The 14,082-nt window shown below is 71.9% G+C and carries 8 protein-coding genes; 1 reads left to right on the top strand and 7 read right to left on the bottom strand.

The window, feature by feature from the left end; genetic code table 11:
- Nucleotides 1-160: 160 nt before the first annotated feature.
- The 4 genes from RBH18_RS19875 to RBH18_RS19860 form a co-directional block, all read right to left on the bottom strand.
- A complete protein-coding gene (locus RBH18_RS19875; protein WP_306209937.1) occupies nt 161-1,465 on the bottom strand; it encodes an MFS transporter in 1,305 nt (434 codons plus the stop codon).
- Nucleotides 1,466-1,573: 108 nt separating this feature from the next.
- Nucleotides 1,574-3,337 (bottom strand): S9 family peptidase, encoded by a 1,764-nt coding sequence (locus RBH18_RS19870; protein WP_306209936.1) that lies wholly within the window; start codon nt 3,335-3,337, stop codon nt 1,574-1,576.
- Nucleotides 3,338-3,359: 22 nt separating this feature from the next.
- Nucleotides 3,360-5,126 carry an N-acetylglutaminylglutamine amidotransferase gene (locus RBH18_RS19865; protein ID WP_306209935.1) on the bottom strand — a complete coding sequence of 589 codons (1,767 nt, stop codon included), beginning with the start codon at nt 5,124-5,126 and terminating at the stop codon, nt 3,360-3,362.
- Nucleotides 5,127-5,185: 59 nt separating this feature from the next.
- Entirely contained in the window at nt 5,186-7,768 is a 2,583-nt protein-coding gene (locus RBH18_RS19860; protein ID WP_306209933.1) for a carboxylate--amine ligase/circularly permuted type 2 ATP-grasp protein, read from the bottom strand.
- 246 nt (nt 7,769-8,014) lie between these two features.
- Between RBH18_RS19860 and ppdK the strand changes: the two genes are divergently transcribed.
- Nucleotides 8,015-10,663 (top strand): pyruvate, phosphate dikinase, encoded by a 2,649-nt coding sequence (gene ppdK, locus RBH18_RS19855; protein ID WP_306209931.1) that lies wholly within the window; start codon nt 8,015-8,017, stop codon nt 10,661-10,663.
- A 298-nt stretch (nt 10,664-10,961) separates the two neighbouring features.
- On the opposite strand, the gene RBH18_RS19850 is transcribed toward ppdK, so the two are convergent.
- The 3 genes from RBH18_RS19850 to RBH18_RS19840 all read right to left on the bottom strand — a co-directional run bounded on the left by RBH18_RS19850 (nt 10,962) and on the right by RBH18_RS19840 (nt 13,854).
- Nucleotides 10,962-11,222, bottom strand: a complete 261-nt coding sequence (locus tag RBH18_RS19850; RefSeq protein WP_306209929.1) for a hypothetical protein — start codon at nt 11,220-11,222, stop codon at nt 10,962-10,964.
- A gap of 3 nt (nt 11,223-11,225) precedes the next feature.
- Nucleotides 11,226-11,471 (bottom strand): hypothetical protein, encoded by a 246-nt coding sequence (locus tag RBH18_RS19845; protein ID WP_306209927.1) that lies wholly within the window; start codon nt 11,469-11,471, stop codon nt 11,226-11,228.
- 232 nt (nt 11,472-11,703) lie between these two features.
- On the bottom strand, nt 11,704-13,854 hold the full coding sequence (locus RBH18_RS19840) for a bifunctional SulP family inorganic anion transporter/carbonic anhydrase (RefSeq protein ID WP_306209925.1): 2,151 nt from the start codon (nt 13,852-13,854) through the stop codon (nt 11,704-11,706).
- Between the last annotated feature and the right edge of the window lie 228 nt (nt 13,855-14,082).

The raw sequence follows: 14,082 nt of genomic DNA, 5'->3' as shown, positions 1-14,082 counted from the left end.
CTCCTCACATCAGCTTCACGCTGTGTCTCATGGGCCGCGAAGGACCCACCGGGCGAATGGACCGAATGTGCCCACCCGTGGTCTTACGTGAACTTCTCCCGGAAAGTTCAGGGGAGATCGGACGACCGGTCCGCGGCGCCCCGAGTCCACACCGAAGTGTTCAGGCTTTGCCGGTGTGCGCGGCGCTAAACCCACCGGCGGCCTCGGGAACGGGCGCGGACGACTCCGCCAGCCGCCGCCGCACGAGGCGCCGCGTGCGCAGGATGCCCAGCACCCCCAGCGCCATCAGCGCGTATTGCACGGCCATGGCGACCTTGAAGTCGGCGATGTCATAGCCGGCGCTGCCGCCCGTGCGCGCGTCGAGGATCAGCCCGACGAGCAGGATCGCGGTCAGCGACGCGGTGAAGCCGCCGACGTTGACGATGCCGGTCGCGGTGCCGAGGCGGTTGGGCGGGTTGAACGTGCGGGCGAACTCGAAGCCGATCATCGACCCCGGCCCGCCCAGCCCGAGCGCCACGACGAGGGCCACGAGCACGGGCAGCGGCGCCCGCCCGGGCCACGCGAGCACCAGCCCCCAGCCCGCGGCGTTGACCGCGACGATGCCGAGGACCAGCCACGAGCGGCGCATCGGGTGCCGCTGCACGAGCACGCCGAGCACCGGCGCGGCCACCATGCCGACCAGCACGAAGAGGGTGAGCAGGGCCCCGGCCGTGCCCCGGGAGAGCCCCTCGCCCGCGAGCAGGAACGGATAGCCCCACATCAGCGCGAAGACCGTGCCGGGGAACTGGGTGCTGAAGTGCGTCCACAGCCCGAGCCGCGTGCCCGGGTGCCGCAAAGCGGTGGCGAGGTCGCCACCGAGCTGCCGGGCGGACGTCGCCTCGCCGGAGACGACCCGGCGGTCGGGCGAGTCGTGCAGGGCGACCAGCGCCACGATCGCGAGGAACACCCCGGTCGCCGCCGCCGACAGGAACGCCGTGGTCCAGCCCGGCCCGGCCAGCAGCGCGGCCAGCGGGACGGCGCTGAGCACCTGGCCGAGCTGCCCGATGATGCCGGTGAACTGGCTGACGACCGGCACCCGCCTGCCGGGGAACCACTGCGGCACCAGGCGCAGCACGCTGATGAAGGTCATCGCGTCGCCCGCACCGACCAGCACCCGCGCGACGATCGCGCCGCTGAGGTCGCCGGAGAACGCCATGAGCGCCTGGCCGGCCGACATCAGCACCGCGCCGGCCACCACGAGCCGCATCGAGCCGAACCGGTCGAGCAGCACGCCGACGGGCACCTGCAGCGCCGCATAGACGAGCAGCTGCAGCACCGCGAACGAGGCGAGCGCGCTCGCGCCGATGTCGAACCGCTGCTGCGCGTCGAGGCCGGCGACGCCGAGGGAGGTCCGCTGGAGCACCGCCACCGTGTAGGCGGCGAGCCCCACGGCCCAGACGATCCAGGCCCGCGCACCGCCTCGCATGTCACCGACTCCGTCCGCTCGCAGAGAACACCTGCCTCACCCAGGTTTCCCCGCGAGCGCCCGAGCGGCAACGAGTTCCGTCACAAAGCGGGCGTGTGCCCGGTCACCTCAAAAAGGCGTCACCGCCATGCGGGGATCACCGAGGTGCTGCGTGAGCCACCCGACCGTCTCGCGCAGGTATTCGGCGCGGTTCGAGCGGTGCAGCAGCTCGTGACCCTCGCCCGGGAAGAGCAGGTACTTGTGCTCGATCCCGCGCTCGGCCAGCGCCGCCACGACCTGCTCGGCCTCGATGACCGGGACGTTGCTGTCGTTCTCCCCGTGCACCACGAGCAGGGGCGCGCGCAGCCGGTCGATGCGCGTGATCGGGGAGAGGTCGCGCAACAGGTCCGCGTCGCGCACCGGGTCGCCGTACTTGCTGACCGCGGCGGCCGCGATCCACGGCTCGGTGTGCTCGTAGAACGTCGCGAAGTTGGACATGCCGCACACGTCGATGCCCACCGCGAACAGGTCCGGGTAGGTGGTCAGCGCCGCCAGGGTGAGATAGCCGCCGTACGAGCGGCCCATGCACCCGATCCGGGCCGGGTCCGCCACGCCGGTCGCGACGAGGTGGTCGACGCAGGCCGCCACGTCGGCGATGGCCGCGTACCGCAGAGCGCCGTTGTCCGCGTTGACGAAGGTCCGGCCGAACCCGGAGGACCCCCGCACGTTCGCGGCGAACACGGCGATGCCGCGGTCGACGAGCGACTGGAACAGCGGGCCGTGTCCCGGCCGCTCCTGCGCCTCGGGGCCGCCGTGCAGCCAGAGCACGGTCGGGTGCGGCCCCGGCGTCGCGGGCTCGAACAGCCAGCCGCTGATCTCGAGCCCGTCGTGCGAGGCGAAGCGCCGCAGCGTGGGCCGCACGGCATTGCCGGAGACCTCCTCGACGGAGACCGGGTGCAGCGACCCGTCCCACGTCCAGACCCCGTGCGGCTGCCCCGGCCCCTCGGCGGTGAACGCCAGCGTGCTCCCGTCGGCGCTCCACACCGGCTGCGACACCACCCAGCCGGGCAGGTCGACCACCTCACGAGCGGACCCGGAGTGCACCGTGAGCGCCGAGCGCCCGCCGTCGACATTCCACAGCACCGCGACCCGTGCCCCGTCCGAGCTCAGCGCGAAACACTCCGCCTCGCCCGAGAAGTCCAGAACATCCGAGCCGTGCACGACAACCGGATACTCCCCGGCGTCACTCCGCGCCCAAATGCTCCCGTCGGGAGCGAAACAGGCCTGCTCGCCGCTGGTCACGTACTCCTCGGTGCCGGAAGCCAGGTCCCGCAGCACCACGTACCGCCCGCCACGCGGCCCGCGCCGCAGCAGCGCCCGCGAACCGTCCCGGGACACGTCGAACAGCGAGACCAGCTCGCCCGTGGCGACGACGGAACGAGACCCCAGGGACGCGTCGATGAGCAGCGTCGTCGTGAGGTTCTCGGTGACGGCGAGCAGCGGGCGGCCGGGCAGCCAGCGGACGTTCTCCGCGCTGTCCGCCCCGAAGCCCGCCACCTGGTGCAGCGCCGAGCCGTCCGGGCGGACCAGCCAGACCTCCGTACGCGGAGCCCCGCCGGGCGCGATCACGCAGGCCAGCCACCCCCCGCCGTGCGACCAGTGCACGGACACGACCGGCTCCTCACCGGTGTCGACCAGGAACGTCAGGTCGCTGCCGACCGGCTGCACCCACACCTTGGGGGAGCCGCTGCGGTCGGACACGTACGCGGCGTGCCGGCCGTCCGGCGACAACGCCGGCGACCAGCTGCCCGACACTTCCGAGGGATAGGACCCCTTGGTCAGCCATCCGGCGGGCAGCACAGTGACGTCGACACGGGTGAGCTGACCGGTCATACGGGGTCCTCCTTCGGTTCGATCAAACGCCGTTGTCCTGCAGCCACATCTCCAGCAGCGCGAGCTGCCACAGCTGGTTGGCTCCGAGGGTGGTACGAGGAGTGTTGGGGTCGGCGAGCAAACGGTCAACATAGTCCGTCCGGAAGAGTGCACGCTCCCGGGCCGCCGGTGCGTGCAACGCCTCCCGGACCATCTCCAGCATCGGCCCCTCGAGGTGCCGGATGCCCGGAACCGGGAAGTAGCCCTTCGTCCGGTCGATCACCTCGTCGGGCACGACCCCGCGGGCCGCGTCCTTGAGCACGCCCTTGCCGCCCTGGGCGAGCTTGAGCTCCGGCGGGCAGGCCGCCGCGAGCTCGACCAGCTCGTGGTCCAGGAACGGGACGCGCGCCTCCAGACCCCAGTCCATCGTCATGTTGTCGACCCGCTTGACCGGATCGTCGACGAGCATCACCTGGGTGTCGAGCCGCAACGCCGCGTCGACCGCCGTCTCGGCACCCGGCCGGGCGAAGTGCGCGGCGACGAACTCCCGGCTGACGTCCTCCTCCAGGAACCACTCCGGGTTCAGCTGGGTGCGCAGCTCGCGGTGCGGACGATCGAAGAACTCCCGGGCGTACGCGTCCACGGCGCGCTCGCGCGGCACGTCCCGCAGCGGCGGGTACCAGCTGTAGCCGGCGAGGATCTCGTCCGCGCCCTGCCCCGACTGCACCACCTTGATCTGCTTGACGACGTCCTCGCTGAGCAGGTTGAAGGCGATGGCGTCGTGGCTGACCATCGGCTCGCTCATCGCCGCGACGGTCCGCGCGACGGCGGGCAGGAACCGGTCCCGGCCGATGCGGATCTGGTGGTGCCGGGTGTCGAACTGCTTGGCGATGATGTCCGAGTACGCGAACTCGTCGCCGCTCTCCCCGGCCGCCGACTCGAACCCGATCGAGAAGGTCGTCAGCCCCTTCTGCCCCTGCTCGGCCAGGAGCGCGACGATGTACGACGAGTCGAGCCCGCCCGACAGCAGCACCCCGACCGGCACGTCGGCGACCATCCGCCGCTCGACCGCCGTCCTCAGCGCCTCGTGGACGGCCTCCGGCCAGTTGTCGACATCGTCCCTGCGGGTGTGGGAGGCCTCCCAGTAGACGGTCTCCTTCGAGGTGCCGTCCGGCCGGATCACCCGGACGGTCGCCGGCGGCAGCTTGCGCACCCCGGCGAGGATCGTCCGCGGCGCGGGCACCACCGAGTGGAACGTCATGTAGTGCTGCAGCGCGACCTTGTCGATCGACGTGTCGACCTCGCCGGCCGCCAGCAGCGCCGGCAGCGTCGAGGCGAAGCGCAGCCGCCCCGGCGTCTCGGCCAGGTACATCGGCTTGATGCCCAGCCGGTCGCGGGCGAGCATCACGGTGCCGCTCGCGTGCTCCACGATCGCGAAGGCGAACATGCCGAGGAAGTGCTGCACGCAGTCGGCGCCCCACCGGTGGTATGCCTTGATGATCACCTCGGTGTCGGACGTCGAGGCGAACATGTAGCCGTACCCGCGCAGCTCCTCACGCAGCTGGCGGTAGTTGTAGATGCACCCGTTGAAGACCAGCGACAGGCCCAGCTGCTCGTCCGTCATCGGCTGGCCGCCGGCCTCGGACAGATCGATGATCTTCAGCCGCCGGTGGCCGAGTGCGACCGGGCCGCGCTGCCACAGGCCCTCGCTGTCCGGGCCGCGGTGCTCCAGGCAGGGCAGCATGCGGCGGACGGCCTCCGGGTCGGCCGCCCGGCCGTCGAACCGCAGTTCGCCACCGATTCCGCACATGACTTCTCAACCTCCACGGGTTCCGTTTCGGGGGGATTTCGCAGGCGTGAAAGGCGTGATTAGCCCATCAGCCAGGTGTCCTTGGAGCCGCCGCCGCGGGACGAGTTCACGATCATGCTGCCCGCCGGGGCGACCCGGGTCAGGGCGGCGGGCGCCACCACGGACTCGGTGCCGGTGAACACGAACGCGCGCAGGTCGACGTGGCGCGGTGCGAGCTGGTGACCGTCGAAGACCGGGTGCGTCGACAGCTGGACGACCTCCTGCGCGACCCACCGGTGCGGGGCGGTGCGGATCTGGCGGCGTACGGCTGCCAGGTCCTCCTCGCTCGCGTGCGGGCCGATCACGATGCGGTCGCCGCCGTAGCCGTCCACCGGCTTGAGCACCAGCTCCGACAGCCGTTCCAGCACGGCCTCACGCTGCTCCGGGATGCCGCACAGGTAGGTCGGCACGTCCGCGAGCAGCGGCTTCTCGCCCAGGTAGTACTCGACGAGCTTGGGCACGTAGGCGTACACGGCCTTGTCGTCGCCGATGCCGTTGCCGAGCGCGTTCGCCAGCCGGACCGTGTCCGCGTGCAGCGCCGTGACCAGGCTCGGGCCCAGCGGCATGCCGTCGGCGCCCGGCGAGTGCACCAGGCTGTCCTCGCCCATGCGCAGATAGACGACGTCGACGCGGTGCTTGCGGCCGTTCTCGAGGCGGTGCACGATCCCGCCGTCGACGAGCAGGTCGGTGCTGCGGACGAGCGGCACGCCCATCTCCTCGGCGAGCATCCGGTGCTCGAACCACGCCGAGTCGTCCGGGCCCTGGCTCAGCACGACGAGCTTCGGGTCGTCGCCGGCCGCCGGTCCCGCCGCGTCGAGCAGCGCCCGCTTGAGCAGCTGCGGCGTGCGCTCGGTGCTCAGCAGCGACTCGGGGCGGGGCAGCTCGGTGAGGATCGTCTCGGTGAGGCGGCGGTTCTGCATGGCGTACGCGATCCCGGACGGCACGCGCAGGTTGTCCTCCAGCACGCACCAGTCGCCGTCGGCGTCGCGCACGAGGTCGACGCCGGCCACCTGGGCGCGCACGCCGGCGTGACTCACGAGGGCGCCGCTGGGCCGCAGCTCGGGCGAGCCGTCGATGACCCACTCGGGGATCACGCCGTCCCGGACCACCGTGCGGTCGCCGTACACGTCGTTGATGAAGGCGTCGAGCGCGCGCACCCGCTGCACCAGGCCGAGCTGCAGCTGCTGCCAGTCCTGCGCCGGGACGATCCGCGGCACCAGGTCGAACGGGAACAGCCGCGTCGCCGCCTCCCCGGCCACGCTGAACGTGACACCGCGGGCGCGCTGCTCGTCGTCCCGGGCGTCCTCGCGGCGGCGCAGGCCCGCCGGTCCGAGCGCGCTCAGGACATTCACGATTCCCTCGTACGCGGGCACGACGTCACCGTTCGGGAAGGCCTCGTCGCCGACGGCCGCGTACGGGGTCAGCCCGGCCGGAACGCTCTGCCCGCTCGGCCCGATGCCGGTGGCCCCGCCGCGGGTGTCCGCGACGATGAGGTCGACCACGTCGGAGATGCGCCCGCGGCGGGACATGGCCCGGCGCTGACGGGCGGCCGAGCTGCCCCGGCTGAGCGTCTGCACGGACAGGTCGAACACCTGCTCCCAGTCGCCCAGCTCCTCCAGCTCCGGGCGCAGGTCGCCGACGAGCCGCTCGACGGCCACGGCGGCCGGCACGGGCACGGGCGAGCGCGGCAGGTCGAGCAGGTCGCCCTCGAGCCCCGAGCGCGCGGCACGCCACATCGCGGCCCGGTGCAGCGGCGGGGGAGTGACCCGGGCGGGCTTGCCGGCCCGGTACTCCTGCCGCGCGCGCAGCGCCAGCGCCCGGAACAGCCCGGCCAGCAGCACGACGGTGTCCGCGTCGGGGCTGGAGTCGGTGACGCGCAGCTCGACGGTGGGCAGATGCGCCGAGGGGCGTACGTCGAAGTAGACCATCTTGGGGTCGCTGATCGTGCCGGACGCGATCAGCTGCTCGACCAGCGCGTCGAACTCCGCGGCGCTGCTCACCACGCCGGGGTCGCCGGCGGTCGGCCAGCGCATCCAGACCAGCGAGCGCACGCTGGCGTACCCACTGTCCTCACCCATCCAGTACGGCGAGCTGGCCGACAGGGCGAGCAGGACCGGCAGCGACGAGGCGACCCGCTGGGAGACCGCCACGGCCTCGTCCCGGTCCGTGATGCCCACGTGCACCTGCGCGCCGCAGATGAGCTGCTCCCGCGCGAGCATCTGGTACTCGTCGACCATGCGCTTGTAGCGCGAGGTCGGCGTGACCGGCAGCGAGTCGAGGTCCACCAGCGGCACGGTGCCCGCGGCGACCAGGCCGAGCCCGAGCGACTCCGCGACGCCGATGGCCCTGCGCCGCAGCGACACGATGCCCTCGCGCAGCTCGTCCAGGGTCCCGGCCACCGGGGTGTTCGTCTCGACGACCGAGCGGTGCAGCTCCGCCGAGAAGTTCGCCTCGTCCAGCTGGGCGAGCACCTCGGGTGCCCGCGGGACCAGCTCCCGGGTCTTCAGATCGACGACGTGCAACTCCTCCTCGACGCCGAGGGAGAGCTCCGCACCGACGGCGCTGTTCTCGCCGCTCTCGCTGACCTTCACTGACTCCGACATCAGATAGCCACGTCCTCTGCTCGCTCCGTACGCCTCGCCCCGGAGCCTTGTCAGCTCGTGTGGCGAACTCGTGACGTGCCCATTTCTGGTCGTCGCCAAGCATGCCCCCGGTTGCTGTGTGCGCGCGGGTGCTCATGTGAGCGTGCCCACGAGCTTGATCGCGCAGCCGCTTGTGCAATTTTTCACGAAGGTTGCGTGGCATTGCCGCCGGGCAATTAACCTCCGTTAATCCCCTGGAGGTGCGGCATGGCCGGAGAAAAGTACGTCTACGATTTTTCCGAAGGCAACAAGGACCTCAAAGATCTGCTCGGCGGCAAGGGCGCGAACCTGGCCGAGATGACCCGGCTCGGCCTTCCCGTGCCGGCCGGGTTCACCATCACGACGTCGGCCTGCCGGGCCTTCCTGGCGACCGGCTCCGAGCCGCCGTCGCTGGCGCCCGAGATCGACGAGCACCTGGCCCGGCTGGAGCGGTCGATGGGCCGTGAGCTGGGCGATCACGACGATCCGCTGCTGGTCTCGGTGCGGTCCGGGGCGGCGTTCTCGATGCCCGGCATGATGGAGACGGTGCTCAACGTCGGGCTCAACGACGACAGCGTCGCGGGGCTGGCGGCGCAGGCGGGCGGCGACGAGCGGTTCGCCTGGGACTCGTACAGGCGGCTCGTGCAGATGTTCGGCAAAACTGTCTGCGACGTTCCCGGCGACGCATTCTCCGACGCGCTCGACGACCTCAAGCGGGCCCGGGGCGTGCGCAATGACGTCGATCTCGGCGCGGCCGATCTCGCGGCCCTCACGGCCACCTTCAAGCGCATTTTCGCCAAGCACACCGGCCACGACTTCCCGCAGGATCCCCGCGAGCAGCTGCGGCTCGCGATCGCCGCGGTCTTCCGCTCGTGGAACGCCGAGCGGGCCGTGCTCTACCGCAGGCAGGAGCGCATCCCGGGCGACCTGGGCACGGCCGTCAGCGTCGTCGCGATGGTCTTCGGCAACCTCGGCCCCGACTCGGGCACCGGCGTCGCCTTCACCCGCGACCCCGCCTCGGGCGCCCAGGGCATCTACGGCGACTACCTGCAGAACGCCCAGGGTGAGGACGTCGTCGCCGGCATCCGCAACACCGTGCCGCTGGAGCAGCTGCGCGAGCTGGACCGCCGCTCGTACGACCAGCTGCTCGACATCATGGCGACGCTGGAGGGGCACTACCGGGACCTGTGCGACATCGAGTTCACCGTCGAGCGCGGCAAGCTGTGGATGCTGCAGACCCGGGTCGGCAAGCGGACGGCGGCGGCCGCGTTCCGGATCGCCGCCCAGCTGGTCGAGGAGGGCATGATCGACCGGGACGAGGCGCTGCGCCGGGTCTCGGGGGCCCAGCTCGGGCAGCTCATGTTCCCGCGCTTCGACCTGTCCTCGTCGCCGGACGTGCTCGCCACGGGGGTCGGAGCCTCGCCGGGCGCCGCGGTCGGCAAGGCCGTCTTCACCGCCGCCCGGGCGGCGGCGCTGGCCGCGGCGGGCGAGGACGTCATTCTCGTCCGGCGGGAGACCAACCCCGAGGACCTGGCCGGCATGATCGCGGCCCGGGGCATCCTCACCGCGCGGGGCGGCAAGACCTCGCACGCGGCCGTGGTGGCGCGGGGGATGGGCCGGGCGTGTGTGTGCGGCGCGGATGCCTTGGACATCTCGGGCGAGTCTCTCGTCGTCGGTCAGGTGCGCATCACCGAGGGGGACGTGCTGTCGATCGACGGGACGACCGGCCGGGTCTACCAGGGCGCCGTGCCGGTGCAACCGTCGGAGGTCGTGCAGTACTTCGAGGGCTCCGCCACGTCTTCGGACGAGCTCGTGCAGGCCGTGGACATGGTCATGGCGCACGCCGACGACCGGCGGCGGCTGGCTGTGCGTACCAACGCGGACACCGGGGAGGACGCGGCGCGGGCCCGGCGCTTCGGCGCGGAGGGCATCGGCCTGTGCCGCACCGAGCACATGTTCCTCGGCGACCGCAAGGAACTGGTCGAGAAGCTGATCCTCGCGCACACCGACGACGACCGCTCCGCCGCGCTCGACGCGCTGCTGCCGCTGCAACGGGCGGACTTCGTGGACCTGTTCCGGGCGATGGACGGGCTGCCGGTGACCGTACGGCTGATCGACCCGCCGCTGCACGAGTTCCTGCCGTCGCTGGAGGAACTGGCGGTGACCGTCGCCGTGGCCCGCGAGCGCGGCGAGGACCACGCCGAACAGGAGCGCCTGCTCGACGCCGTGCGCCGCATGCACGAGCAGAACCCGATGCTCGGCCTGCGCGGCGTCCGCCTCGGCCTGGTGATCCCCGGCCTGTTCGCCATGCAGGTCCGCGCGATCGCCGAGGCCGCGGCCCAGCTCGCCGCCGAGGGGCTCGACCCCCGCCCCGAGATCATGGTCCCGCTCGTCGGCGCGGTCCAGGAGCTCGAGATGGTCCGCGGCGAGTGCGAGCAGATCGTCGCCGAGGTCACCAGCGTCCCCATCCTGATCGGCACCATGATCGAGGTCCCGCGCGCGGCCCTGACCGCCGGCCAGATCGCGGAGGCCGCCGACTTCTTCTCCTTCGGCACCAACGACCTCACCCAGATGGCCTGGGGCTTCTCCCGCGACGACGTGGAGGGCGCCTTCTTCTGGCGCTACCTGGAGCTGGGCATCTTCGGCATCTCCCCGTTCGAGTCCCTGGACCGCGACGGGGTGGGCCGCCTGGTCCGCATCGCCACCGAGGCCGGCCGCGCCGAGAAACCCGGCCTGAAACTGGGCGTCTGCGGCGAGCACGGCGGCGACCCGGAGTCCGTGCACTTCTTCCACGAGGTGGGTCTCGACTACGTGTCGTGCTCCCCGTTCCGCGTCCCGGTCGCTCGCCTCGAAGCCGGCCGCGCCGCCCTCGAGTGACCCGACCGGTTGCTCGCCGCAGCCGCCCCGGCTCGTGCCGTTCTCCTGTCGCGCCGGGGCGGTCTCGGCCAGGTCGACGATCGTGGCCAAGCTGTCGTAGCGCTCGATGGCGGCCCGCGATCGGCGGCAAGCCGGCTCTCTTCCGGGCCCAACACCGATCGCGGGCGGGCAGCCGCCTGTCAGGACGAGTCGGCCACCATGCCTTTGCGATCGCCCGGCCGATCTCGACCGCACCGCCGCCGAACCGGCTCTTCCGAGCGTCGGACGATCGGTGAGCACGCCCGGTCGAAGCCGGCGGTCAGGCGGGATCCTTGGCGGACTCGGGGACGCCGCCGCGGGTGAGGCCGGCCTCGCGGACGAAGATGCGGCGGCGGGCGACGGCGTGGCCGCGGCGGTCGAGCTGGTAGCCGTCGAGCCAGATCCAGCCGTCGTAGGTGGGGCGGGAGTCGACGGCGATGATGCGGAACGGGAATCCTGAGCGGCCGGTGAATTGGACGCTCGCCGCGCGTCCGACGATGACGACATCACCCGGTGTCAGCGAAGATTCACGTTCGGCCATGTCTTATGGTTGCTTGGGCGGCGGCCGGCGTAAACCAGCCTCTCGGACGAATATCCGACGGCGGAGCACCGGGCGGCCCCGGCGGTCGAGCTGATAACCGTCCAGCCAGACCCAGCCCTCGTAGGTCGGGCGCAGATCGACGTCGACGACGCGGAAGGCGAACCCGGCGGGGCCGGCGAACTGGACGCTGGCCGCCCGGCCGACGAGCACCACGTCGCCGGCCCGCACCGTGCGTTCGGCCGTAGCCACCTCGTCACCTCCGCCCGGGCGACATGTTCGCCTCGTCCGGCCCTACGGAGCTGATCGTGCCCACGGCCGGGTGGACCGGGGAATTCCTCCTCCGGCCAGCATTCACCTTGGGCCGTCCGGGCGCGTGACTCAATCGTCACGGCGGAATTTGGCACGAAGATTGCAGATTCATGTGGCTTTCACGCGGAACCGCGGCGGCGCCCCATGGGAGCACCGCCGCGGCCCGGTGTCGTCACGCCACGGTGACGGGGCGGCGCTCACCGCCCGACACGGAGTACATGCGCGCCTCGGCCAGGTCGAAATACAACCCGGTGAGCGTGAGCCGGCCCTCGTCGACCGCCCGCCGTACGCTCGGGTAGCTGCTCAGATTGCGCAGCTGCTGGGCGACGTTCGCGGTGATGCAGTCCTCCTCGGACGCCTCCTCGACGGTGAAGTCCGCCTCGGCGAGCCAGGAGCCCAGTGCCGACGGCTGACCCGCCGCGCCGCCCATCATCGCCCGCACGGCGCCGCAGCCGGAGTGGCCGCAGACGGTGATCGTGGAGACGCCCAGGACGTCGACGGCGTACTCGATGCCCGCGCCGACCGACGAGTCGCCGGAGCCGTACGCCGGGACGATGTTGCCGACGTTGCGGATCGTGAACAGGTCGCCCGGGCCGCTCGTGGTGATGAGGTTGGGCACCAGGCGCGAGTCGGCGCAGGTGATGAAGAGCTGCTCGGGCTTCTGCCCGTCGCGGGCCAGGTCGGCGAGGTGAGGCCGGACGAGCGGCGCCACGCTGCGCTCGAACTCGTCGATGCCGGCCTGCATCGCGTCCTGGCGCTGCTGGTCGATCGAGGCCCACTGCGCCCACGATCCCAGGAAGCGAGGCACGCGGCTCTGCGACCGGGCGCCGCCGAGCCGGCCGGACACGGCACGGTGGAACCAGCTGTCGTGGATCTCGCGGATGGTGACGTGGCCGCCGCCGCGCTCGTACGCCTCGCGCCAGTCCTGCACGGTCTCGAAGGCGCCGTGGTCGAGATAGTCGAGGTGCAGTTCGAGGTCGACGTGCTCGCCCTCGGGGATCGCGGACAGCTCGCGGGCCAGGCGGCCGGAGCCGATGAAGGCGAGCGTCCCGGTGATCACGACGGTCCAGCGGCCCTCGGCCGGGGACGTGCGCGTGATCTCGCACCGCGCGAGCCGCGCGAGCATGAACAGCACCGCCGTGGCCATGCCCAGCGCCACGCCCGTCAGCAGGTCGGTGAAGACCACCCCGAGCGCGGTCACCAGGTAGGTGGGCAGCTCGCGGTGCCGTGTGTACGCCTTGATCTGCGCGAGGCTGACCAGCCGGAGCCCCACCACGACGAGCACGGCGGCCAGCGCGGCCAGCGGGATCTGCTCCAGCAGCGCGGCGCAGAGCAGGACGAACACGCCGACCCAGACGCCGTGCAGGATCGCCGACATCCGGGTACGCGCCCCCGCCGCGACGTTCGTGGAACTGCGCACGATGACGCCCGTGACGGGCAGGCCGCCGAGCGCGCCGGAGACCGTGTTCGCGGCGCCCTGGGCGAGCAGTTCCTTGTTGAGGTTGGCGCGCTTGCCGTCGTGCATCCGGTCGACGGCCACCGCGGACAGCAGCGATTCCACGCTGGCGACCAGAGCGATCGTGAGGACGGCGACCGCGATCTGCCAGGCGCTGCCGTCCGGCCACTGTGGCAGGGAGAGCTCCGCGAGCGGGTTCGGCGGCAGGTCGACCCGGGCGACGTCGAAGCCGCCCAGGCTCGCGGTGACGGTGGCGACCACGACGGCGATCAGCGCGGCCGGCAGCAGGGAGGTCTTCACGAAGCGCGGCCAGATCAGCAGGATCGCGATGGTCAGCAGGCCGATGAAGACGGCCTGCGTGTGGTTGGCGAGGACCTGTTTCGGCAGGTCCCGCAGGTTGGCCCAGGCGGAGCTCTGCGGCGCGCCGCCGAGCAGCACGTGCACCTGGCTGAGCGCGATGACGACGCCGATGCCGGCGAGCATGCCGTGCACGACGGCGGGCGACAGGGCGAGCGCGGCCCGGCCGAGCCGGGAGACGCCGAGCCCGAGCTGCACCAGTCCGGCCATCGCGACGATGGCGGTCGTGGCGGCCCAGCCGAAGTCGGCGATGGTCCCGGCGACGATGACGGTGAGGCCGGCGGCGGGACCGCTGACCTGCAGCGGGGCGCCGCTGAGGGCGCCCGCGACGACGCCGCCGACGACGGCGGCGATGAGCCCCGCCATGAGCGGGGCGCCCGAGGCCGCGGCGATGCCGAGCGACAACGGGATGGCGATCAGGAAGACGACGATCGATGCGGGCAGATCGTGGCGGAGCAGGGCCTGCCTGCGGTGGGGCGCATCTACGTCGGGCTTGTCCGGCGTGGGCATGATGGTCCCTTTCGAGCCGTTGCTAGGTGGACAGCGGTACCCCACAAGTGGGATAATTCGGTCACCTTAACCAGGCTCGGTGAACAGACTGTTACATAGCGTGTTACTGCCCGGTACTCTCAGGAGTTTGACAGTCGATCAAGGACGCGGCCGGACCAGCCCGAGGTCGTAGGCGACGATCGTGGCCTGCACGCGGTCGCGGACGCCCAGCTTGGGCAGCAGGGCGTT

Source organism: Actinoplanes oryzae, assembly GCF_030757795.1.
Classification (GTDB): Bacteria; Actinomycetota; Actinomycetes; order Mycobacteriales; family Micromonosporaceae; genus Actinoplanes.
The sequence above is the reverse complement of the archived record's forward strand: the minus strand, read 5'-3'. Positions and strand labels throughout refer to the sequence as shown.

Coding starts and splice junctions, on each gene's coding strand:
- RBH18_RS19875 (WP_306209937.1), bottom strand. CDS start 1,465: ATGCGAGGCGGTGCGCGGGCCTGGATCGTCTGGGCCGTGGGGCTCGCC.
- RBH18_RS19870 (WP_306209936.1), bottom strand. CDS start 3,337: ATGACCGGTCAGCTCACCCGTGTCGACGTCACTGTGCTGCCCGCCGGA.
- RBH18_RS19865 (WP_306209935.1), bottom strand. CDS start 5,126: ATGTGCGGAATCGGTGGCGAACTGCGGTTCGACGGCCGGGCGGCCGAC.
- RBH18_RS19860 (WP_306209933.1), bottom strand. CDS start 7,768: ATGTCGGAGTCAGTGAAGGTCAGCGAGAGCGGCGAGAACAGCGCCGTC.
- ppdK (WP_306209931.1), top strand. CDS start 8,015: ATGGCCGGAGAAAAGTACGTCTACGATTTTTCCGAAGGCAACAAGGAC.
- RBH18_RS19850 (WP_306209929.1), bottom strand. CDS start 11,222: ATGGCCGAACGTGAATCTTCGCTGACACCGGGTGATGTCGTCATCGTC.
- RBH18_RS19840 (WP_306209925.1), bottom strand. CDS start 13,854: ATGCCCACGCCGGACAAGCCCGACGTAGATGCGCCCCACCGCAGGCAG.